Below are 22,098 nucleotides of genomic sequence, written 5' to 3'. Positions count from 1 at the left end.
GAAGGGCAGCCAGCAAGGGAAAGTCTCGTGCCCAGACGTCGCCAGTCCGTGACCATCAAGCACGTCGCCGCTGATGCGGGCGTATCGCTGCAGACGGTCAGCCGCGTGATCAACAACGAAGCGAACGTGCGGCCCCAAATGAAGGAGCGCGTTCAGAAGTCGATAGACAAGCTTGGCTACGTACCCTCCATCGCCGCGCGTCGGATGAGCGGGTCGCGATCCTACCTGATACTCGCGCTCAACGATCGCGAGCGGACCATTGCCGACTGGCGCGCGCGCGAAGGGTCCGACTGGGTCGATCAGATGCTGCTGGGCGGAATGCTCAAATGCGCCGAGCACGGCTATCGCCTTATGGTAGAGCTCGTCGATACCCATTCCGACCATGTGCAGCGCGAGTTGCGCGCGGCGATAGCCGCGTTGCAGCCCGATGGCGTTTTGCTGACCCCGCCGCACTCGGACAACCGGCTGATCACCGATCTTCTGGAAGACGCGAAAATCCCGTTTGCCCGGATCGGCTCGCGCGTTCAGGATGACGCGATCGCCCTTACTATGGGTGACGACCGGCTGGCGAAGCGCGCCGTGCGCCACCTTGTCGAGAAGGGGCACCGAAGGATCGGTTTCATCGCCGGACCGAAGGACTATGCCATCAGCGACTGGCGCAAGGCCGGCTGGATGGAGGCGATGGCGGAGGCGGGTCTTCGTACCGACAAGCTTTGCGAGCGGGGCGACTTCGGTTTTGCGTCGGGCGAACGCGCAGCACGCAAGCTGCTCGAACGCCGCGAGAGACCGACCGCGATCATCGCCAGCAACGATCAGATGGCGATGGCGGCGAATGCCGTGGCGCACGACATGGGGTTGCGGGTGCCGGGTGATTTGTCGCTCGTCAGCTTCGACAACACCCCGGTCGTACGCTTCGTGCAGCCGCCGCTGACCGCAATCGACCAGCCGATCGCCGAGACGGTGGCCCGAGCGGTGGAACTGCTGATCGCGGCGAAGAACGGGGACGAACTACCCCCCATGCCGGTGGTGGTGGAAGGCGAACTGATCGAACGGCAATCCGTTTCCCGCCCGCCCAGCCAGTTGGCCGCCGCCCGCGCGAATGGCTGAGGGGATCGTCGAGCCGGCTTCTGCGAGGCGACAGGATACAAGGTTCCTGATCCTTTATGCGCTGGCGTCGGCGGGCGGTGCGATTGCCTATGTTCCGTTGCTAACGATCCTGCTGCCCGTCCGGGTGGAAGCGATGGCAGGAGAGGAAAGCGTCCGCTGGTTGGCCTATTGCGCATTCTTCGGCGCCGTTTCGGCGAGCCTGGGAAACATCCTTTTCGGCTGGTTGTCGGATATAACAGGCAACCGGCGCGGCTGGATCGTCGGCGGCCTTGTATTGAGCAGCGCGTTGCTGCTGGCCTTGACGCGGATCGATTCCCTGCCGGGGCTGATCTGGATGCTGGTCGCCTGGCAATTGTGCCTCAACATGATGCTCGGTCCGCTGTCAGCCTGGGCGGGAGACGTCGTGCCCGACCGGCAGAAGGGCACTCTGGGGGGTTTGCTCGCCTTCGCGCCTGCCCTTGGCGCCCTATCGGGCACCCTGGTCACGATACCGGGCCTTGCGGGAGCCGACACCCGTCTCACGCTCGTTGTCGTCATCGTCGTGGCTCTCGTCTTACCGGTGCTTTTCGTCGGGCGGCCCGTCACCTTTCCCGAATTGATGCGACCGTCCGAACCCGATTTCTCCGTCGATGTTCGGGAATCCCGCCGGGCCCGCGCGCTGGTCGTGCGCATGTGGCTCGCGCGCCTGCTGGTACAGATCTCGGAAGCGGCCCTGTTCGCCTATCTCTATCTGTGGTTTCGCACCATCGCGCCCGGGATCACCGACAACGGTACCGCCAAGGTCTTCGGCGCGACCTTGCTGGTGGCGGTCCCGCTGGCGCTGTTGATAGGGCGCTGGGCGGACAGGACGGACCGGCCGATCATGCCCCTGTCGCTCTCTGCCGGAATTTGCGCGCTCGCGCTGCTGCTGATGGCGGGGGCCAACGGTTTGAAGGCGGCCATGGCCGGTTATGCCATGTTCGGTCTCGCAGCTTCGGTGTTCCTTGCGCTGCATACCGCGCAGACGCTGCGTGTGCTTCCGCGGCCGCTTCGCCGCGGGCGCGATCTCGGCCTGTTCAACCTGACCAATACCGTGCCCTCGCTCATCATGCCGGGCCTGACGCTCGCGATGGTTCCCGTGTTCGGTTTTTCCGGGCTGTTCGTCCTGCTCTGCGTGCTCGCGGCCATTGCCGCGCTTCTCCTGCTGGGCGCCGCGCGCCCCCGATAGGCGCTTGCTTCACACGAAACGCCGTGCCACAAAACCCGAAATGATAACGTTCCCAAAACGGGGACGCGGTGGGAGAGAACGGTAATGATTGCGCGCTCGGGTAGGGGCAGAATTGCGGCCATGGCCATGATGTTGGGGGTGGGAACCGGGCTGACCGGGTGCGCCACAGTTCCTGCCGAAACGGGCCATGTCGATCAGGCCGCGGCGAGTGGTGATCGCTTCGATACGGCTGTTACCGACCTGCTTTCGCGCATGTCGATAGAAAGCAAGGTCGCGCAGATCATCATGCCCGACATCTCTACCATCACGCCCGCGGACATGGAGCGGTATCGCTTCGGCATGTATCTCAACGGCGGCAATAGCGGCCCGGGTGGCGACGACCTTGCCCCGGCGCGGGACTATCTCGAACTGGCGGACGCGATGTGGGCAGCCTCTACGCGCGCGCGAACCGATGGCGAACCCGTCATCCCCACCTTGTGGGCGACCGATGCCGTGCATGGGCACGCCAACGTGCCCGGGGCAACGGTCTTTCCCCACAATATCGGCCTCGGCGCGGCCAACGATCCCGAGCTCATGCGCCGGATCGGCGCGGCCACCGCGGCCGAAATCACCGTGACCGGCATCGACTGGACCTTCGCCCCCACTCTCGCAGTCGTCACCGATACGCGGTGGGGCCGGACTTACGAGAGCTTTTCGAGCGACCCGGCGATCGTCGGAAGCCTGGGTGCGGCCATGATTACCGGCCTTCAGGGTGAGACAGGCAGCGCGGAATTCCTCGATCAAAGTCACGTGATCGCCACCGCGAAGCACTGGTTCGGCGATGGCGGCACCGGCGGCCTCGATCAGGGCGATACGACGGGCGACCTGTCCGATCTGATCGCGCTGCACGCGGCGCCCTATGCGCCGGCCTTCGACGCCGGCGTGGCGAGTGTCATGGCGTCCTTCAGTTCGATCAACGGGAAAAAGATGCATGGCAATGGCAGGTTGCTGGACGGATTGCTGCGCGATTCCATGGGCTTCGACGGTGTTACCGTTGGCGACTGGAACGGGCACGGTCAGGTCGAGGGCTGCACCGATTCCGATTGTGCGGCTGCGCTGATGGCCGGCCTTGACGTGTTCATGGTCCCCGAACAGTGGCGCGCGCTTTACGATACCACCATTGCGCAGGTTCGCGACGGCACGATCCCGATGTGGCGGCTGAACGAGGCGGCGGGCCGGATGCTGCGGTTGAAGATGGCCTACGGTGCCTTTGACAAGCCCGCACCTTCGCAGCGAGAACTGGGCGGAAAGTTTGATCGACTCGGTAGCGGGGCTCACCGCGCCGTCGCGCGCGAGGCGGTAAGAAAATCCTTGGTTCTGCTCGAAAACAACGGCGTCCTGCCCATCGGATCCGGTGTGCGCGTCCTCGTCGCGGGCGAGGCGGCGGACAACGTCGTGCAGCAATCGGGTGGCTGGACGGTGACCTGGCAGGGAGGCGGCGATCTGACCGAAGCCAACCTGCCGGGCGCGACGTCCATCTATGATGGCATCGCCGAGGCAATGGCCCGGGGCGGCGGCGAGGCGACGCTTTCGGCAAGCGGCGACTACGCGCGGCGGCCCGATGTCGCCATCGTCGTGTTTGGCGAAGACCCGTATGCGGAGTTCGAGGGCGACCGGCCCGACAATCTGATGGAAGGCACCGATGGTCTGGCATTGCTGACCCGATACCGCGAGGCGGGCATTCCGACCGTTGCCGTGCTCTTGAGCGGGCGTCCGCTCTGGATGAACCGCGAGATCGCGATGGCCGACGCTTTCGTTGCCGCGTGGCTGCCGGGAAGCGAGGGCGCTGGCGTGGCGGATGTCCTGATCGGCGATGCCGAGGGCCGGGCGCGGACCGATTTCTCCGGGCGCCTGCCGTTCGCCTGGCCGGCAGACTGCACGGCGGGGGCCAGCTCCCTTCTCGGACGCGGCGCGGGGTTGAGCTACGCGGACAGCCCGATGCAGCTCGATGTCGCGACCGATTGCGCCGAGCTGTCGCGGGGGTCCGGAAATACGCTCGCGATCTTCGAACGCGGTCTCGTGCGGGGCGTAAACGCGACAGCGTTGGCGGGCGGTGTGCGGACGGATCTTCCGGGCCTTCGCGGGGAAAGCGCCGACGGCGCCCTCAGCGCGACCGGCGTCGATCTGAACGCACAGGAGGATGCGCGCGGGATCACCTTTACCGTCCCGGCCTCGATAACTTTCGACTTCGCGGACGTCGGCCGCGTCCCGCCCGATGCGGTGCTCGATCTGACCTATCTCGTCAGCGACCGACCGACGGGCAATGTCACTCTCCGGGCCGAGGGGCGTACGGTCGATCTCACCAGCACGCTGGTCCGCGGGCAGGGCAAGGGTGTGCGCACCGCCCGTGTACCGCTTTCCTGCCTCGGAGAGGGAGATATCGACGCAATCACGCTTTCCGCGGATGGGCCCGCGCAATTGGTGATTGCCGGAATGACACTGGTGAGCCACACCGGTGAAACGGAGTGCACGGGACCGTTCTAAGAAGCGGGTCGCATCGAGGGAGCATGACACACATGAATTCAGGAAGCGAACCGCGCACCGCCGTGCGCGCCGCGTTCATCGCGGTCACGACGCTTTTCTTCGCATGGGGTTTCATCACCTCGCTCATCGACCCGCTGGTCGCGGCGGTGAAGGGTATCTTCACCCTCAGCGACAGTCAGGCGATGCTGTCCGCCTCGGCCTTCTTTATCGCATACGGTCTCATCAGCTTCCCCGCTGCCGCCATCATCGCGAGGTGGAGAGCGGTCCCGTCCATCCTGATCGCGCTGGTGATGATGGTCCTTGCCTGCCTTATCATGCTGGGCGCAGCCAACGTCGCCAACTACAACCTGGTTCTTCTCGGATTGTTCGTTCTGGCAAGCGGAATCACCATCCTGCAGGTTGCCGCGAACCCGCTTGCCGCCGCGCTAGGCGATCCTGAGAAGAGCCATTTCCGGCTTACGCTGGCGCAGACCTTCAACAGTTTCGGTACCATCATCGGCCCCTGGCTCGGCTCGCTGCTGTTCCTCGGCGGCGTGGAGGTCGTCGAGGGTGTCGCGCTTACCGACGAGGTAAGGTCCAACGCGCTGGCCGGTATCGATACGGCCTATTTCTGGATCTGCGGTCTCCTGATCGCGCTGCTCGCCTTCTTCTTTCTCCTGCGCAAGACGGTGTCGGGCGCGGCGCCGGTTATCGGTTCGGGAAAGAACCTGGTGCAACTTATCGGGGATGCCTTCTCCGCGAAGTGGGCTCTCATCGGTGCAGGTGCGATCTTCCTCTATGTCGGTGCGGAAGTGTCCATTGGTGCGCAGATGGCACTGTTCCTCAACAGCGACAACACCTGGGGTATCAGCCTCCAACGGGCCGGCTCGCTCGTCTCATATTACTGGGGGGGTGCGTTCGTCGGTCGGTTGATCGGATCGTTCCTGCTATACCGCTTCAAGGCGCATCGCCTGCTGACCGCATTCACCGCTATCGCTGCGCTGATGTGTCTCTACGTCTTCACGGTCGGCGGCGTAAGCGCCGGTTATGTCGCGCTCGCCATCGGGTTGTTCAACTCGATCATGTTCCCGGTCATCTTCACCCTCACGCTGGAGCGTTCCACCGCCAGCGAGGAGGCGACGTCGGCCATGCTGTGCACCGGCATCGTTGGCGGGGCGGCTATCCCGGTGATCGTGGGTACGGTCTCGGGCGCGAGCAGCTATACCGTGGCCTTTATCGTTCCCGCTCTTTGTTACGCGCTGCTCTGCCTGTTCGCCGTTTCGGCGGGGCGGGCCCGGCCGGTGCACAAGGGCGCCGAGGTCGCCGCCTTCCACTGAGAAAGGCGTTTGAAAAGAGGGGCAGCGGCGCGATGAACCGCTGCCCCTCGTTCCCGTTCAGTTCGCGGCCACCGCCACGCTCTCCATTTGGACACCTGCGGTTTCCGGTTCGCCAAGTTGCAGGAGTACCTGCGAATAGGGCATTCCGTCGCCGCCGCGATCCACCACCAGATGCTGATAGCTCATCGCCCGCTGGCCGAGAAAGTCGCGCCCTTCTGTTTCGAGCGGGGAATCGAGGGCCACGCGGTAGAAGCCCCGGCGCATGTATTCCGACAACTCACCCGCGCTGATGGCATTGTCGGCATTGGCATCGGCATCGCCCGAAAGCGCTTCGCGCAGCAGCGGAGAAACGTAGCCACCGGCCTTGAACTTCGCGGCCACCAGGCTCAGCACGTCACTGTCCGACGAGAAGATTCCCATGCGGTCCACCCGTGCGTCGATCACGTCGTCGAAACCTCCCGAGAAGCATGAATCGAGCACGAGCAACACCCGAGCGTCGACATCGGCGAACATCTCGCGCAGTTCGTAATCGTGGAGGGGCGTGTCGAACAGTTCGATCGTCTCGCTGCTGCCGTCCATCTCCGTGGTGACACCTTCGATCTTGTCGCCGTGGCCGGAAAAGAACAGCAGGAACAGGTCGTCGGGCTTGATCGCCGATGCGATCGCATCGAAGGCCGCGACGAAGTTCTCCCGCGTCGCGTCCGCATTCACCAGCGTGACGCTTTCCGGGGCAAGCCGACCTTCCCGGCGGAGCAGTTCGGTCAGCTTTTGTGCGTCCTCGTCGGTCATGGTCAGCGGACTTGCGCGTTCGTAATCCGCAACGCCGACGCTCAGCGCGTAGATGCGTGCCGCCGGGCCAGTGGGCGTGATCGTGCGGGTGTGCGGATCGGGCTCTGCCATGCTGAGGGTATAATCCCCCGCCTCTCCGCTGCCGTAACTGCTGGCCGTGATGCGGTAAGTGCCGTCCTCGGGCAGCGTTACCGCAAGCTGGCTATCGGTGCTGTCGCCTTCGCCGATACGGTCGTCGTTTACCTCCCGCTCTCCGCCTGGCAGGGTCAGGACGAGATAGGTGTCGAGATCTTCCGACTGCATGGTGAACGCGACCCGTTCGCCCCGGTGGCCTTCGAACGTATAGACATCGCCGTACGATCCATCGTCGAACGTCGCGTCGCCTGCCGCCAGAGTACCCGTTACACTCTGGCCCAGCGCCAGCGTTCCGACGGCCGCGGCGGAAGCCGCATCGCCCGACCCGCCTTCGCGCGCGGCAAGGCGGAACGAACCAGTCTCCGCAGGACGATAGGACGATACGGTGAGACGATATGTGCCCGGGGCGGTCAGTGTGGTGCGGATGCGGCTGTTGCGCGATCCACCGCGGTCGTCGTCGTCGTTTTCCTGGCTGAAGCCGCCCGGTCCGTCGATCCGGAGGACCGGATCGAATGCATCCGATGTCAGCAGGAATTCGACGTCGCGTTCGTCGTCGATGGTGAAGGCGTAGGTCTGCGGCGCGCTCAGCACGCCGTCGACCGACTGGCCGAGAACCAGTGGTTCGGCCTGCGATACGTCGACCGCGCCGCCCCCTTCCACGGTATCCGCGCTAAGCGTGTAGCGGCCCGTCTCGTCGCCGGCGTAACTGGTTGCGGCGACGGTGAACCGCCCCGACGCCGGCACCACGACGTCCAGCGCGCTGTCCGTGCTGTCGTCGGTCGCGTCGTCGTTGCTGCCGAGCACGCCGTCCTCATCCATCGCTAGCAGGAAGGAGTCGAACGCGCCGGACTGCATCCGTACGGCGATGCGCGTGCCGGGGTCGGCGGAAACCGTCCAGACGTCGAAATGCTCACCTTCCTCGAGCACCGGATCGCTTTCTTCGAGCATGCCGGCGACGGGGGTGCCGAGTGTCAACGTGTCTCCGGCACCGCCAGCGCGAATCGTGGCGGCAGGACCGACCTTGGCGACAAGCGATGCCACACCTTCCGCTTCCAGAACGTAGGCTCCATTCTCTCCCGGCTCGAAGGACGTGACGGTTACCGAATACATTCCGTCCGCCGGCAGGACCGCGTCGATCACCGCGTCGCTTCCGCCCGCTTCCGGATCGTCGTTCTGAGCGACCGCGCCGTCGGGACCGGACAACATCAAATAGGTATCGAAGTCGTCGGACAGGGCCGTCAGATGGACTGCGGTACCGCGTCGGCCGTCGAAGGTATAAGCGTCGGCAAATTCGCCGGAGTTCAGTTGCTCGTCCCCGTTCTCGAGCGTACCGGCCTGCTGCGTCGAGATCCCGCTGGCGTCCGCCGCTTCGCTCGTTGCGGCGCGCAGAAGATAGCGGCCCGTCTCGCCGTTCTCGAAGCTGGTGACGGTTATCGCATAGGTACCGCTCGCCGGTAGTCGCTGCATGATGGCCGCATTGGTCGTCCCGTCGCGCGCGTCGTCGTTGTCGAACTGGGCGCCGCCCGGGCCCCGAACCATTAGAAACGCGTCGAAATCGTCCGACATCGCCTCGACTTCGAGCAGCTGACCCTCGGCGCCCTCGATCGTGTAGGTATCCGAATATTCCCCGGTCTCGAGCTGTTCGTCGCCAGCGGCAAGTTCGCCCGCCTCGGTCAGTTCGCTCTGAGCGATTGCCGGCGCGCTTGCGAAACAGGCCAGCGCCGCAAGACAGGTCGAACGCAGCAATAGTGTACGCATAAAAGTGTAACCCCCAAGTTGACCCCGTTACACGCCAGTCGCGCTTGCGAGGGTCATCTTAGTGCAGGTTCGTTAACGCGCCACTGTTTTCAGCCGCCGGGTTCGCTCCATGTCAGCGTCGGCTTTCGAGCTGCCAGGGCCTCGTCAAGTCGGGCACGCGGAGCGTGGTGAGGGGCGGTCTTCAGCGTCTCGTCCCCATCCCGCGCCCGCCGGGCGAGCGAGCGCATGGCCATCACGAACTGATCGAGCGCACCCTTGCTTTCGGTCTCGGTCGGCTCGACCAGCATCGCGCCGTGGACGACCAACGGGAAATACATGGTCATCGGATGGAAGCCCTCGTCGATCAGTCCCTTGGAGAAATCCAGTGTCGAAAGACCGTCGGCAAAGCCATCGTCGCCGAACAGCGCCTCGTGCATGCACGGTCCCGCCGCGCCGAAGGGTGCATCCAGCACGTCATCGAGTGATCGCAGGACGTAGTTGGCATTCAGAACCGCGTCGCCAGAGGCCTGGCGCAGTCCGTCCGCCCCGTGGCTGAGGATGTAGGTCAGCGCCCGGGTGAACATGCCCATCTGCCCGTGAAAGGCGGTCATGCGGCCGAAACTGTCGGGAAATTCCGCCCCCGCGTTCTCTTCCTCGACCAGGTGCATCGAACCGTCGGCATGCTTCGTGACGAAGGGAAGCGGGGCGAAGGGTGCAAGCGCCTCCGATAGCACCACCGGCCCCGAGCCGGGCCCGCCGCCGCCATGCGGCGTGGAGAAGGTCTTGTGCAGGTTGATGTGCATCGCATCGATGCCGAGGTCGCCCGGCCGCACCCGGCCCATTATCGCGTTGAAGTTCGCCCCGTCGCAATAGACCAGGCCCCCCGCCGCGTGGACCGCTTCCGAGATGGTCTTCATGTCGCGTTCGAACAGACCGCAGGTGTTGGGATTGGTAATCATGACACCGGCAACGTCCGGTCCCAACCGGTTCTTGAGCGCGGCGAGATCGACGCGCCCGTCACTGTCGGCGGGAATACCCTCTACCTCGTAACCGGCAAAAGCGGCGGTTGCGGGATTCGTGCCGTGCGCGCTTTCGGGAACGAGCACCACGCTGCGCGGATCGCCGCGCGCTTCCAGCGCGGCCCGGATACACAGGATGCCGCATAACTCGCCATGGGCGCCTGCCTTGGGGCTCATGGCAACGGCGCTCATCCCGGTCAGCGCGATCAGCCAGTGCGAAAGCTGGTCGATCACTTCCAGCGCGCCCTGAACCGTGTCGGTTGGCTGCAACGGATGAACATCGGCGAAACCGGGCATTCGCGCGACCTTCTCGTTCAGCCGCGGATTATGCTTCATGGTGCAGCTGCCGAGCGGAAACAGGCCGAGATCGATGGCGTAGTTCTGCCGGCTGAGCCGGGTGTAGTGACGAACGGTTTCGGGTTCGGACAGGCCGGGCAGGCCGGTCGGCTTCGTACGCGCGAACGAGCCGAGGCGGTTGGGCGCATCGGCGTCGGGTTCTGGCAGGTCGACGCCGGAGGTCTGGTCGGTGCCGATCTCGAAGATCAACGGCTCTTCCAGCATGAGGGCCCGGTTGCCGGTAGCGGTCGGGTAGGCGATCGCTTCGTCGGCTGCGACGGGCGTGCCGGGCCTCCATCCGGACTGGTTGATGTTCATGACAGCGCCTCCTGAAGCGCGTTGGCGAGCGCCTCGATGTCCTCTTCGGTGGACGTTTCCGTTACCGTGACGAGCAACCCGCCCGAAAGAGAGGCTTCATCGGGGAACAGGCGGCCGAGCGAAATGCCCGCAAGGATGCCCTTGTCCGCCAGATCGCGCACCAGCTGCCGCGCGTCGCGGTCGAAGGTCACGGTGAATTCGTTGAAAAACGTGTCGTTCAATACCTTCAGGCCGGGAACCCTTCCCAGCCGGTCCGCCGCCTTGCAGGCCAGCGCGTGATTGACGGCGGCGAGGCGGCTCAGTCCGGCATCGCCCAGCAAGGTCATGTGGACCGAAAAGGCCAGCGCACACAGGCCGGAATTGGTGCAGATGTTGCTGGTTGCCTTCTCCCGCCGGATATGCTGCTCGCGCGTCGAAAGCGTCAGGACGAAGCCGCGCTTCCCGTCGGCGTCGATGGTTTCGCCGCACAACCGGCCGGGCATCTGGCGCACATGCCTGGGGTTGGCGATGGCAAAGAGGCCGAGATACGGGCCGCCGAACTGAAGGCCGACGCCGATTGCCTGGCCTTCGCCCACCACGATGTCCGCACCCAGATCGCCGGGAGCCTCCAGCGCGCCCAGTGCCACGGGTTCGGTATTGACCGCAATCAGCAGCGCGCCCTTGTCGTGCGCGGCATCGGCGATGCGCTGTAGGTCGGGGATGCGACCGAGGATGTCGGGATACTGCACCACGACACATGACGTTTCCTCATCGATCCGATCGATGATCGCGTCTTCCCCGGCACCGGCCTCCAGCACGGGGACGGCAGTATCGACGCTCGCGCGAGTGAAACGCGCCAGCGTCGTCGCGACGGAAACGTAGTGCGGATGCAGTCCGGCGGCGCAGACCACGCGGGTGCGCTTGGTAATGCGTTCCGCCATTACCATCGCTTCCCAGCAGGCGGTCGAGCCGTCGTACATGGAAGCGTTGGCGATCGCACAGCCATAGAGGCGCGCCACCTGGGTCTGAAACTCGAACAGCATCTGCAAGGTGCCCTGGGCGATTTCCGGCTGGTAGGGCGTGTAGGCAGTCAGGAATTCGCCGCGCTGGATGATGTGGTCGACCGTTGCGGGAACATGATGGCGATAGGCACCCGCCCCCAGGAAGAACGGGGTGTCGGCGGCTGCCAGGTTCTTCTTCGACAACCGGCGCATGTGCCTTTCCACCGCCATCTCGCTGGCATGGAGGGGCAGCCCCTCGACCGGACCGTCGAGATAGAGATCCGAAGGCACATCCGAGAACAACGCGTCGACGCTGTCCGCGCCGATCGTATCGAGCATGGCAGCGCGATCGATGTCGGTATGGGGGAGATAGCGCATGGGGCAATCAGTCCAATGTATCGACGAAGGCCTTGTAGGCTTTTTCGTCCATGAGCCCCTCGAGCTCGGAGCGGTCGGCGATGGTCAGCCGGAAGAACCAGCCATCTTCCTCGGGGCTGGAATTGACGAGCGCCGGATCGTCTTCCAGCGCGGAATTGCCTTCGGTCACCGTGCCACCGATGGGGGCATAGACATCGCTCGCCGCCTTGACGCTTTCCACCACGGCCGCTTCCTTGCCCTTGGCGACTTCGGTGCCCTCGTCGGGAACCTCCACGAACACCACGTCGCCCAGTTGTTCCTGGGCGTAGTCGGTGATGCCGATAGTCGCGGTATCGCCTTCGACGTCGATCCATTCATGTTCTTCGGTGAAGTAGCGGGACATAGGCGTCAGGCTCCTTTGCGGTGATATTTGTGCGGGACGAAGGGCAGCGGCACGACGCGCGTCGGCAGCCGCTTGCCGCGAACGTCGATGGTCAGCTGCGTACCGTCGGGCGCATGGCGGGTGTCGACATACCCCATCGCGACCGGATGGCCGAGCGTGGGCGAATGACCGCCACTCGTGACCTTGCCGACCAGTTTGTCGCCAGAGTAGATCTTCGCCCCCTCTCGCGCGGGCTGGCGACCTTCGAGCACCAACCCGACGCGCGTGTCGGCGCAGCCGCCGTCCTCCAGCCTGGCGATGCAGGCCGCGTGGCCAAGATAGCCGCCTTCCTCGCGGCGTTTCTTGCTGAGCGCGAAGCCGAGGCCGGCGTTGACCGGGTTGGTGTCGGTCGTGAGATCGTGACCGTAGAGAGGTAGCCCGGCCTCGAGCCGCAGGCTGTCGCGGGCACCAAGCCCGGCGGGATGCACCCGCTCGTCCGCCACGAGAGCATCGGCAAGCGCCGAAACACCGCTCTCGTGAATCGAAATCTCGAACCCGTCCTCTCCGGTATAGCCGGCGCGCGCGACCCAGATCGGGGTTCCATCGAATTCGAAGGAACCGCCGGTCATGAACGAGAGATCGGCCACGCCCGGAATGATGCTGCCGAGAACCTCGGCTGCTTTGGGCCCCTGCAATGCGAGCAGCGCCTGATCGTCGTAATGGGTCAGGGTGATGGAATCGGGCAGATGCTCGCGCAGATGGGCGATATCGTCCCACTTGCATGCGCCGTTCACCACCATGGCCAGGTTCGGGCCGGTATTGGTCACGATGAGATCGTCGAGAATGCCACCATCCTCGTCCAGCAGCAGCGAGTAGCGCATCCGCCCTTCTTTCAGCGAGGCGATCGCTCCGGGCAGCAGCTTCTCCAGTTCCGTTGCGGCGTTTGCTCCGCTGATCGAAAGCTGGCCCATATGGCTGACGTCGAACAGGCTCGCCGCGTTGCGCGTCCAGTCGTGCTCGGCGACGATCCCGCCGTGTTCGCCGGTGTACTGGATGGGCATGCGATAGCCGGCGAATTCGACCATGCGTGCGCCGTGCCGGCGATGCCAGGCGTCGAGCGGCAGGGTTTGGATCGGCGGCTGCTCTTCGTTCTCGTCACTCATTCGCGAATCCCCGAATCGGCCTGGCAATGCCCCCGCGCCGTGCGGATGCCTTGTGCCATGCCCCCTCTGTCGGGAAACCTGAGAGACTTGACGCCGCCCGTCCCGGACAACGCTTACCCCTTCGGTGGTGGCCCGCAAACACTTGCGAACGCACGCTTTCCAGAGTGCCTGACCAAGTGCGCGGTCCTTTTGGCCTGAGAGTTTCCGGGGCGGTTGCTCCTTCGGCGTCCGTCACCCTTCGAAGGGGGCTGCCGGACTCTCCCGCGCGCCTGGCCGAACGGTGCGGACATCGTTCGACAGACATGGCGCCGGTTTCGCGTAATCTACGCCACCGGTCAATCGCCAATGCACGCGGCTTTCGCTTTCGATAATCGACACCGGGCCGAAAATCCCGTTACACTCGTAGAGTGGGCTCGGGTTCGGGTTCGATGGTGTCATGAAAGGATCGAAGGATGGCAGAGGACGGACGCGAGCCGAAGGGATATGACGGCCCTACCGGCGGCTGGGGTTCGCTGCGCGGCATGACCCGGATCGAATTGAGCGCGAGAGCCGGCCCCGGCGCTACCTTGACCCTCAAGGAACAGAACAAGCCCGGCGGTTACATGTGTTCCTCCTGCGCATGGACCAAACCTGAAGACCCGCACGCCTTCGAATTTTGCGAGAATGGCGCGAAGGCCACCTTCTGGGATCTCACGACCTCGCGCTGCGAGCCGGAGTTCTTCGAAACCCGAACCGTGACCGAACTGCGCGAATGGGGCGACTACCGTCTCGAAAAGGCCGGGAGACTGACCGAACCGCTGCGTTACAATCCCGATACCGACAAGTACGAACGCACCAGCTGGGACGAGGCGTTCAGCGCTATCGGCGCGAAGCTGCGCGAGCTCGATCCCAAATCGGTCACTTTCTACGCCAGCGGGAAGGCGGCGCTCGAGCCATCCTACCTCTATGCCGTGTTCGCACGCGCATACGGTCACAACAACCTCCCCGACAGTTCCAACATGTGCCACGAGACGACGTCGGTCGGACTGAAGAAGGTCACGGGGTCATCCGTGGGCACATGCCAGATGGAGGATTTCGACCACGTCGATGCGATCTTCTATCTGGGTCAGAATCCGGGCACCAACAGTCCGCGCATCCTGAGCACGTTGCAAGAGGTCGTGGAGCGCGGCTGCCGTATTGTCGTGTTCAACCCCCTGCGCGAAAAAGGCCTTCGCGAATTCGTCAGTCCGCAAGACCCGGTGCAGATGACCGTCGGCAAGCCGACCCGGATCGACCACCTGTATTGCCAGGTAAGGCCGGGCGGAGACATCGCCGCCCTCATGGGGGTTTGCAAGCGGGTGCTGGAACGCGACGCCGAAGCCCAGCGCCTCGGTCGGCAGCGCGTGCTGGACCTCAAGTTCATAGAGCAGCACACCAACGGTATCGGTGCGTTCCTGAAAACGCTTACCGACACCAGCTGGGGCGAACTCGAGACAGCGAGCGGCCTCTCAAGGTTCCAGATGGAACAGGCGGGCGACGTCTACGCCACCTCGAGCAACGTGATGGGCATTTACGGCATGGGCTTGACCCAGCACGTGCACGGGTCACAATCGATAGGGATGCTGGTCAACCTGCTGCTGCTGGGCGGCAATATCGGGCGCAAGGGGGCAGGATGTTCGCCCATTCGCGGTCATTCCAACGTCCAGGGCCAGCGCACCGTCGGTATCACGGAAAAGGTGAAGCTGGCGCCGGTCGAGAAATATCGCGAACTGCTCGATCTCGAAACGCCGCAGGAGGACGGTCACAATACGGTCCATTTTGTCGAAGGCGTGCTTGACGGTTCGCAGAAAGGGTTTGTCGGTCTGGGCGGCAACCTCGCGAACGCTGTTCCCGATCATGCGCGCGTGCACGAGAAGTGGCGAGACCTGGACATCACCGTTCATGTCGCGACCCGCCTCAACACCACGCACTGCCTGCCCGGGAAGACGAGCTGGATCCTGCCCTGCCTCGTCCGGGCGGAGGAGGATGAACAGGCCAGCGGCAAGCAATGGGTAAGCATCGAGGATTCCTTCAGCCACATCTACGGCAGCCGGTCCTCGCGCAGGCCCGCCAGCCCTCATCTGAAAAGCGAGACGGCGATCGTCTGCGGCCTCGCCAAGGCGACGCTCGACGGCAGCAATCCCAAGCTCGACTGGGACGGCTGGACAGCCGACTATTCGCGCATCCGCGATCTGATCGCCGCAACCTATCCGGAGGAATTTCACGACATGAACGCCCGGATGAACGAGCCGGGCGGCTTCTGGCGAGGCAATCCGGCGCACGAGCGGAACTGGAAAACCGACAGCGGCAAGGCCGAATTCACCGATCCGACCGTCCTCAATGCTTGCGGCATAGGCGATGCGGACGGACGCTTTCATCTCGTCACCCTGCGATCGAACGATCAGTTCAATACCACGATCTACGGTCATTCAGATCGCCTGCGGGGTCTTTCGGGCAGTCGCATGATCGTGCTGATGAGCCCGGAGGACATGCGCGCGAACGATCTGATCGAGGGCGATCAGGTGACGCTGGCAACCGATAATGACGGACGTGAGGGCGACATGCGCCGGGCGGTCACCGGATTGAAGATCGTCCCCTACGACCTGCCGGGCGGAACGCTGGCGGGGTATTTTCCCGAACTCAATCCCCTGGTCCCCCTCTGGTATCACGAGGAGTTGTCGCAGACGCCAGCGAGCAAGGGCATTCCGGTCCGGATCGAGCGTGGCTGACCGGCGATGACAACACCCCCCGCGCCGCTTTTGACAAGAGGTGCGGGCGAAACTACCGGGCTAGAGCGAACAGCGCGGGAGAAGCTGAGACGTGAAGACCGAATTGTTCCTGAAAGGACGCCTGCGCCACGATCTGACCGATGCCGAAAAGGGCGCGCTGTCCGATGCCGTCTCCCAGACGCTCGATCTCGGTCCGAGAAAGACACTGGTGACGCGCGGCGACCGGCTGGAGAATTCGTACTACATCATCGAAGGCACGATGCTGCGGCATCTCCAGGACAACAAGGGCAACCGGCAACTCGTCGGCCTCAACATCGCTGGTGACTTCGTCGATCTGCACGGCTTCGCCATGAAGCGCCTCGATCACCATGTCGAATCGCTCGGTCCCGTAAAATTGGCGCAGGTGCCGCACAAACGCATCGCCGAACTTCTCGATCGATGGCCACACCTTGCCCGCGCGATGTGGTTCTCCACGCTTCTTGACGCGGCCATGCACCGCGAATGGATCTTCCGCATCGGGCGCCTGAATGCGGAAGGGCGTATTGCCCATCTGATCTGCGAGATCATCACGCGCCTGCGTTTCGTAAATCTCTACGATGGCCAAAACTTGCCTATGCTTCTTCTTCAGCGCGACTATGCCGAAGCCTGCGGTATCACGCCGGTCCATGCCAATCGCAGCTTCAAGAACCTACGCGATCGCGGCATTCTCGAAACGCACGGAGATGGCCGGGTGACCGTACTGGACGAAGACGGCCTGCGCCGTCTCGCTCAGTTCGATGGAAGCTACCTGTACGGCGAGGGGGATCTCGCGCTCGATGGTCTCTACGACGCCCCAGTTAACGCCCGCCGATAGAGGGCAAGTGTCTCCCGCGCCATGCGATCCGCGCCGAAACGACGTTCGAATGTCGCCCTGATCGCCTTGCGGTCGAGCAATCGGATGTCGTTCATCCTTTCAAGCGCCTCCGCCATGCTATCAACCACGAAGCCCGTCAGACCGTTATCCACAATTTCCGCGGCGCTACCGCGCCGCCAGGCGATGACGGGCGTACCACAGGCCATCGCCTCGATCATGACCAGACCGAAAGGTTCGGGCCAGTCGATCGGAAAAACCAGCGCCAGCGCACCGCCCAGCAGGGTCTGCTTGCCCCGCTCGTCGACCAGGCCGATGTGCGTGATCGAATGGTCGAGTTCTGGCTCTACGACCCGCGCGAAATACCCGGGATTGCCGGGATCGACCGGACCGGCGAGCTTCAGATCGAGGCCGGTCGCCTGGGCAAGGCTGATGGCCCGGTCGGGCCGCTTCTGGTCTGTCATCCGCCCGAGAAAAGCCAGATAGCCGCCGCTGCCCGATCCGAACGACAGGCGATCGACCGGGATGCCGTGATGAACGACTCCGGCCAGGCTGGAGGGAGGGACATCGCTCGCTTGCGCGTTTGAAATTGCGATCACGCGTTCTTGCGGAAAGCCTGCGAAGTGTTCGCGGTGGTCGGCTTCGTCGGCGCGCCAGTGAATAGTGCGAAAGGCCGGCAGACCGAGCGATGCGGCCACCGCACTTGCGTGGGCGCTGCCGTGAACATGCAGCACGTCGCACGACCCGGCCCGCTTCAGCAGGTCGCGCAGCTGCTGCGCTTCCAGTTCTGCCGGAAGGCCCGGGGGCAAGTCTCCTTCAGCCTGCCGCCGATGCCAGGCGATCGAATGATAGTCTCCCACCCGATGAACCTGGTCCAGACTGCTGTCCGCAGCGGCGAACAGCGTAACCTCGTGTCCTGCTGCAACCTGCTCCCGGGCAAGGTCGGCAATGACCCTTTCGGTCCCGCCGTAATGGCGAGGCGGAACGGGATAAATAACGGGCGCAACGTGACCTATATGCATGTTTATAACAAAGATCGTCCAATTATTCAGGAACGGCGAGAGCGGAAATGAATCGTCATCCCGTAGAAGGGAAGCCATTCATGTTCATCTGCCATGTCGCTTTGCAGGGATGCCTGACTTTGCGCAACGTGCCATACGGACTGACCGCGGATACGGGCGGACATATCAAATACCTTCTGGAACTCGCGCAGGCCAATGCGGAAGACGAGGCAATAATGCGGGTCGATCTGGTGACGCGCGGTTTCGTGGACGAGATGACCGGAGATCGTTTCGCTCCCGGATGCAGCGAACGAGACGGAAAGATCAACCTCGTACGGCTCGACGACGGCGATCCGACCTATCTCCCGAAGGAAGAACTGGCATCCCGCCACGCTGCCTTATGCGATGCCTTTCTCGCCTATCTCGCTGATCTGCCCCGGTTGCCGGACGTCATTCATTGCCACTACGCGGATGCGGGGATCCTGGGCGCGGCGGCGAAGGAGCGATACGATATCCCGATGATTTTCACCGCTCATTCGCTGGGCGCGGTCAAGAAGGCGGCGAATGGCGGCGGCGATGCGATTCTCGACGAGCGAATAGCCATCGAAGAGCGTGTGCTGGAAAGCGCGGACGCAATAATCGCCAGTTCTAGGGATGAGGCGGAAGCGCAATACGCTCATTATGCGAATGCCGAGGTCGGACGGATCAGGGTCATTCCTCCCGGTTGCGAACTCTCTTCCTACCAGGCCGCTAAGCCGACGGCGAAAGTGCGCAAGGATGTAGGACGCTTTCTCACCGATCCCGACAAGCCGATCCTCCTTGCCATCGCCAGACCGGTGCGAAAGAAGAACCTTCTCGCCCTGGTCGATGCGTATGCCGGCGACAAGGCCCTTCAGAACGCCGCCAATCTCGTCCTTGTTGCCGGATGCCGCGGTCTTCTGACCGATCTGGAGGTAGAGTGCCGCGAGGTTCTCGAGGAATTGATACTGGCGGTCGAGAAGCACGACCTCTACGGCCGCGTCGCCTATCCCAAACGACACGAACCGGACGACATTCCGGCCTATTATGCGCTCGCGCGCGAAAGCGGCGGGGTCTTCGTCAACCCCGCGCTCAACGAACCTTTCGGACTTACCCTGCTGGAAGCAGCGGCAGCGCGGCTGCCGGTCGTTGCCACCGACAGCGGGGGGCCGAACGACATCATCGAGCGGTGTCGCAATGGACTGCTCGTTCCGCCCACAGACAGCAATGCCATCGCGCATGCCTGCAAGAGCATCATCAAGGATCGTCGGCAGTGGCTACGCTTCTCGAATGCAGGGGCGGGCGCGGTTGCGGCGTATGACTGGGCCGGCCATGCCGAGATCTATCATCGTCTTATAGGCGATCTGACAGCGATCCCGACCGCCACACCGCGCTGGAAGCGACTGCTGGTATGCGACATCGACAACACCCTGCTGGGGGACCGCGAAGCGTTGCGCGATTTCCTCGACTGGCAAAGCGAACAGGCGGGGAAGATGGCCCTCGGGATCGCGACCGGACGAAGTTTCAACAGCGCCCAGGCGATACTGGCAGCCGAAGGCGTGCCGACGCCCGACGTTATCGTCTCCGGTGTGGGTACGCAAATTCACTGGTACGATCGCGCAACGCGTCGCTACATCGAGGATGCAGATTGGGCGCAGCGCATGGCGAAGGACTGGAATCCGGCCAGGATCGCCCAAATCGCGCAGACGATCGGCCTTCGCCCGCAATCGCTTCTCGAACAGAAGACCGGAAAGACCAGCTTCTTTCTCGATGACCATGACGAGGCAGACGTTCGGCGTGCCTTTCGGGACGCCGATCTGCCAGTGGAAGTCATCGCCAGCCACTCCCGCTATCTCGACGTGCTTCCCGGCGGCGTCGGCAAGGATGCGGCGGTGATGCATGTCGCCGAACGTCTTGGTCTGCTCCTGTCGCGGGTCGTCGTCGCCGGCGACAGCGGTAACGACCGGGCCATGTTGCGGTCCTGCCCGCATCCGATCGTCGTCGGTAACTGGAGCGATGGCCTGGCCGACGATCCTGCCCTTTCCCACGCCTATATCGCGTCGGCCAGCCACGCCGCAGGCGTGCTCGAGGGGGTCAAGCACTTTCGAGCGCAGGGAAGTTGGTGAGCGCGGTATCCGTCCTGACCCTGATCCGGGGGCGGCAGCGGCATTTCGATCATCTTCTGGCGGGGCTCGCAGCGCAGGATCAACTACCGCTGGAGCTGGTTGTTGCCTACATGCAGGATCACCCGCCTGCGGTACGCGAAGATCTTCCCTTTCCGGTTAGGACCGTGCAGGTTCCGGGAGAGACGATGCCGCTGGCGCGGGCCCGCAACGCTGCCGCTGCCGGGGCGCGGGGCGACATCCTGGCGTTTCTCGACGTCGACTGCATCCCAGACCAGCGGTTCGTGCGCCGCGCGGAGGACGTGGCGTGGATGGACGCGAACGGCGTCTTTCTTCCCGAGGTGCGCTACCTGCCTGGCTGCGAGGCGGGCTGGTTGGAGGGGGACGGCTTGCCCGATTATCATCGGTTGCTCGCATCAGCCCGGCGACATCCGGCGAAGCCCGCCATAGCGCATGCGGATACGCTGCCAATTGACGATTTCGGCGAGCTTTGGGGGCTTGCCTTCATCCTCTCGGCCTCGACCTGGAGCGACGCTGGCGGGATGGACGAGGCCTACATCGGTTACGGTGCGGAAGAAACCGACTTCGGCAGGCGATTGCGGGCAAGCGATGCCCGTCTGCACTGGGTCGGAGGGACGGTCTGTTTCCACCAGCATCACCGCGTCCACAAACCGCCCCTGCAACATTTCAGCTCGATAATTCGCAATGCCCGCCTCTTTCGCGAACGGTGGGGCGAATGGTGCATGCAGTACTGGATCGACGATTTCGCCCGGCGCGGCCTGGTCCGCTTCGATGCGGACGAACTGACAGTATTGCGCGCCCCGAACCCGGACGAGATTGCCGCTACCAAGCAGGGGGCGGACGTTCTCTACAGCTGATCGGCCCACAGCCGATTGGCCTGAGCCTCCAGCCAACGAGCGGCGTTTCGAGCCGCCCCCTCGTCGTGCAGGGCAGCAAGCTTGTCGGTATCGAGCGCATCGGTCCGGGCGAGGACATCTTGCCATTCGGGAATCGAGGCTGGCCAGGTTTCGCAGGTTACTGCCGCACTCAGTCGTTCGAGTTCCCGCGCCTTGGCTCGCTGCTCGTCGAAATAGCGCCATTCCGGGATGCACAGAAACGGTTTTCGCGCCCGTGCTATTTCGTGCACGGTATTGTCTCCTGCCGAAGCCACCACCCGGTCCGCAGCGCACAGGTAGGCAGTCAGATTGTCGATCCAGCCGAGTTCACGAAGATTGCCGAAATCGGTCTCGTGTCCTTCGCGGTGAACGGGGCCGGCGACAAGCCATAGTGCATCGGGTTCGGCCCTGGCTGCCACTGTCAGCGGAGCGTACGGCGTTCCCGATCCGCCACCGCCGGCAATGACCAGGGTTACAGACCGGTCAGGGTCCAGATCGAGACGCTCGCGCGCCTTCTGCTTCGCTTCGATCGCATCCTTCGTCGTGCACAAGCCGCCTGTGTAGAAAGTGCGCGCGCGCAATCGCTCCGGATAGTCGCTTTGCTCCAGCGCCTCGTCGAACGGGGCCAGCATTGCAACGGACGCTTCGTAACCCGCAAGATGACCCGCATCGCTACGCGCGCCATGCATCCGGATCGTGATGGCGGGAACGCTCATGATCCGGGCGAGCAGCGCGATCTCTGCGGATACATCTATCACGAACAGCGCCGGGTCGACGTGCCGCAAGGTTTCGGCGATGATACCCATATGTTCGCGAACTTCCGGCACGCCGAGAGGGACGCAATGCATGACCGATGGTGTCGGCTGATCGTGCAGCGCGGCACTGTGCGAAGGTGCTCCGATCATGTCGGGCAACCTAACGATCTTCGCATCTCTGGAAATTGCATCGAACTGCGACGGCTTTGCGGTGAGCACGACTAACGGGCGGTTCTCCGGAATATGCTGAGCGATGGCCATGATGCGGTTGGCATGGCCACGCCCCTGATGGTGCGCGAAGAATACGAGGGGCCGCGGCCCGGATCGGGTCGTCATGCC

15 protein-coding genes and 1 riboswitch are annotated in these 22,098 nt (G+C 63.8%); of the genes, 8 read left to right on the top strand and 7 right to left on the bottom strand.

From position 1 onward, the window contains the following. Positions 1-27 precede the first annotated feature (27 nt). From EG799_RS05005 to EG799_RS04990, 4 genes are all read left to right on the top strand, one after another. Positions 28-1,107: a LacI family DNA-binding transcriptional regulator gene (locus EG799_RS05005; protein ID WP_123879104.1), complete on the top strand. Its 1,080-nt coding sequence runs from the start codon at positions 28-30 to the stop codon at positions 1,105-1,107. Next, the gene (locus tag EG799_RS05000; RefSeq protein WP_123879102.1) at positions 1,100-2,314 is read left to right on the top strand and encodes an MFS transporter; all 1,215 of its coding nucleotides are present in this window, start codon (positions 1,100-1,102) and stop codon (positions 2,312-2,314) included. Before EG799_RS05005 ends, EG799_RS05000 begins: the two co-directional genes overlap by 8 nt. Before the next feature lie 120 nt (positions 2,315-2,434). Further along, positions 2,435-4,837, top strand: coding sequence for a glycoside hydrolase family 3 protein (locus EG799_RS04995; RefSeq protein WP_123879100.1), 2,403 nt, complete (start codon positions 2,435-2,437; stop codon positions 4,835-4,837). 32 nt (positions 4,838-4,869) lie between these two features. Beyond that, entirely contained in the window at positions 4,870-6,153 is a 1,284-nt protein-coding gene (locus EG799_RS04990) for an MFS transporter (RefSeq protein ID WP_123879098.1), read from the top strand. 57 nt (positions 6,154-6,210) lie between these two features. Here the strand turns inward: EG799_RS04990 and EG799_RS04985 are convergent, their stop codons facing one another. The 5 genes from EG799_RS04985 to gcvT form a co-directional block, all read right to left on the bottom strand. After that, on the bottom strand, positions 6,211-8,835 hold the full coding sequence (locus EG799_RS04985; RefSeq protein WP_123879096.1) for a pre-peptidase C-terminal domain-containing protein: 2,625 nt from the start codon (positions 8,833-8,835) through the stop codon (positions 6,211-6,213). Positions 8,836-8,924: 89 nt separating this feature from the next. Then, on the bottom strand, positions 8,925-10,487 hold the full coding sequence (gcvPB, locus tag EG799_RS04980; protein WP_123879094.1) for an aminomethyl-transferring glycine dehydrogenase subunit GcvPB: 1,563 nt from the start codon (positions 10,485-10,487) through the stop codon (positions 8,925-8,927). Beyond that, entirely contained in the window at positions 10,484-11,845 is a 1,362-nt protein-coding gene (gene gcvPA, locus EG799_RS04975; RefSeq protein ID WP_123879092.1) for an aminomethyl-transferring glycine dehydrogenase subunit GcvPA, read from the bottom strand. Before gcvPA ends, gcvPB begins: the two co-directional genes overlap by 4 nt. Before the next feature lie 7 nt (positions 11,846-11,852). Beyond that, positions 11,853-12,227 (bottom strand): glycine cleavage system protein GcvH, encoded by a 375-nt coding sequence (gene gcvH / locus EG799_RS04970; protein ID WP_123879090.1) that lies wholly within the window; start codon positions 12,225-12,227, stop codon positions 11,853-11,855. 5 nt (positions 12,228-12,232) lie between these two features. Further along, positions 12,233-13,369, bottom strand: a complete 1,137-nt coding sequence (gene gcvT, locus EG799_RS04965) for a glycine cleavage system aminomethyltransferase GcvT (RefSeq protein WP_123879088.1) — start codon at positions 13,367-13,369, stop codon at positions 12,233-12,235. Between the two features lie 171 nt (positions 13,370-13,540). Beyond that, a riboswitch (glycine riboswitch) is annotated at positions 13,541-13,643 on the bottom strand. Between the two features lie 178 nt (positions 13,644-13,821). Between gcvT and EG799_RS04960 the strand changes: the two genes are divergently transcribed. Together EG799_RS04960 and EG799_RS04955 are read left to right on the top strand one after the other, a co-directional pair. Beyond that, positions 13,822-16,116 carry an FdhF/YdeP family oxidoreductase gene (locus tag EG799_RS04960; RefSeq protein WP_123879086.1) on the top strand — a complete coding sequence of 765 codons (2,295 nt, stop codon included), beginning with the start codon at positions 13,822-13,824 and terminating at the stop codon, positions 16,114-16,116. Between the two features lie 91 nt (positions 16,117-16,207). Continuing rightward, positions 16,208-16,969, top strand: coding sequence for a Crp/Fnr family transcriptional regulator (locus EG799_RS04955; protein WP_123879084.1), 762 nt, complete (start codon positions 16,208-16,210; stop codon positions 16,967-16,969). Here the strand turns inward: EG799_RS04955 and EG799_RS04950 are convergent. Further along, a complete protein-coding gene (locus EG799_RS04950) occupies positions 16,939-17,988 on the bottom strand; it encodes a glycosyltransferase family 4 protein (protein WP_123879082.1) in 1,050 nt (349 codons plus the stop codon). The genes EG799_RS04955 and EG799_RS04950 overlap by 31 nt on opposite strands. Positions 17,989-18,068: 80 nt before the next feature. On the opposite strand from EG799_RS04950, the gene EG799_RS04945 reads away from it, so the two are divergent. Together EG799_RS04945 and EG799_RS04940 are read left to right on the top strand one after the other, a co-directional pair. Continuing rightward, positions 18,069-20,111, top strand: coding sequence for an HAD-IIB family hydrolase (locus EG799_RS04945; protein ID WP_123879080.1), 2,043 nt, complete (start codon positions 18,069-18,071; stop codon positions 20,109-20,111). After that, complete coding sequence (locus EG799_RS04940) at positions 20,108-20,986, top strand: glycosyltransferase family 2 protein (protein ID WP_234029025.1); 879 nt, start codon at positions 20,108-20,110, stop codon at positions 20,984-20,986. The genes EG799_RS04945 and EG799_RS04940 overlap by 4 nt, the downstream gene beginning before the upstream one ends. On the opposite strand, the gene EG799_RS04935 is transcribed toward EG799_RS04940, so the two are convergent. Then, on the bottom strand, positions 20,977-22,095 hold the full coding sequence (locus tag EG799_RS04935) for a glycosyltransferase (protein ID WP_123879076.1): 1,119 nt from the start codon (positions 22,093-22,095) through the stop codon (positions 20,977-20,979). The two genes, EG799_RS04940 and EG799_RS04935, sit on opposite strands and share 10 nt — an antisense overlap. Positions 22,096-22,098: the final 3 nt, after the last annotated feature.

Origin of the sequence: Aurantiacibacter spongiae, from assembly GCF_003815535.1 — a bacterium.
In the GTDB taxonomy this organism is placed as follows: domain Bacteria; phylum Pseudomonadota; class Alphaproteobacteria; order Sphingomonadales; family Sphingomonadaceae; genus Alteraurantiacibacter; species Alteraurantiacibacter spongiae.
Note: the sequence above shows the minus strand (reverse complement) of the source record. Positions and strands in the feature narration are given on the sequence as shown.

Coding starts and splice junctions, on each gene's coding strand:
- EG799_RS04990 (WP_123879098.1), top strand. CDS start 4,870: ATGAATTCAGGAAGCGAACCGCGCACCGCCGTGCGCGCCGCGTTCATC.
- EG799_RS04935 (WP_123879076.1), bottom strand. CDS start 22,095: ATGACGACCCGATCCGGGCCGCGGCCCCTCGTATTCTTCGCGCACCAT.
- EG799_RS04995 (WP_123879100.1), top strand. CDS start 2,435: ATGGCCATGATGTTGGGGGTGGGAACCGGGCTGACCGGGTGCGCCACA.
- EG799_RS04960 (WP_123879086.1), top strand. CDS start 13,822: ATGGCAGAGGACGGACGCGAGCCGAAGGGATATGACGGCCCTACCGGC.
- EG799_RS05000 (WP_123879102.1), top strand. CDS start 1,100: ATGGCTGAGGGGATCGTCGAGCCGGCTTCTGCGAGGCGACAGGATACA.
- gcvT (WP_123879088.1), bottom strand. CDS start 13,369: ATGAGTGACGAGAACGAAGAGCAGCCGCCGATCCAAACCCTGCCGCTC.
- EG799_RS04945 (WP_123879080.1), top strand. CDS start 18,069: ATGTTCATCTGCCATGTCGCTTTGCAGGGATGCCTGACTTTGCGCAAC.
- EG799_RS04950 (WP_123879082.1), bottom strand. CDS start 17,988: ATGCATATAGGTCACGTTGCGCCCGTTATTTATCCCGTTCCGCCTCGC.
- EG799_RS04985 (WP_123879096.1), bottom strand. CDS start 8,835: ATGCGTACACTATTGCTGCGTTCGACCTGTCTTGCGGCGCTGGCCTGT.
- gcvPB (WP_123879094.1), bottom strand. CDS start 10,487: ATGAACATCAACCAGTCCGGATGGAGGCCCGGCACGCCCGTCGCAGCC.
- gcvPA (WP_123879092.1), bottom strand. CDS start 11,845: ATGCGCTATCTCCCCCATACCGACATCGATCGCGCTGCCATGCTCGAT.
- gcvH (WP_123879090.1), bottom strand. CDS start 12,227: ATGTCCCGCTACTTCACCGAAGAACATGAATGGATCGACGTCGAAGGC.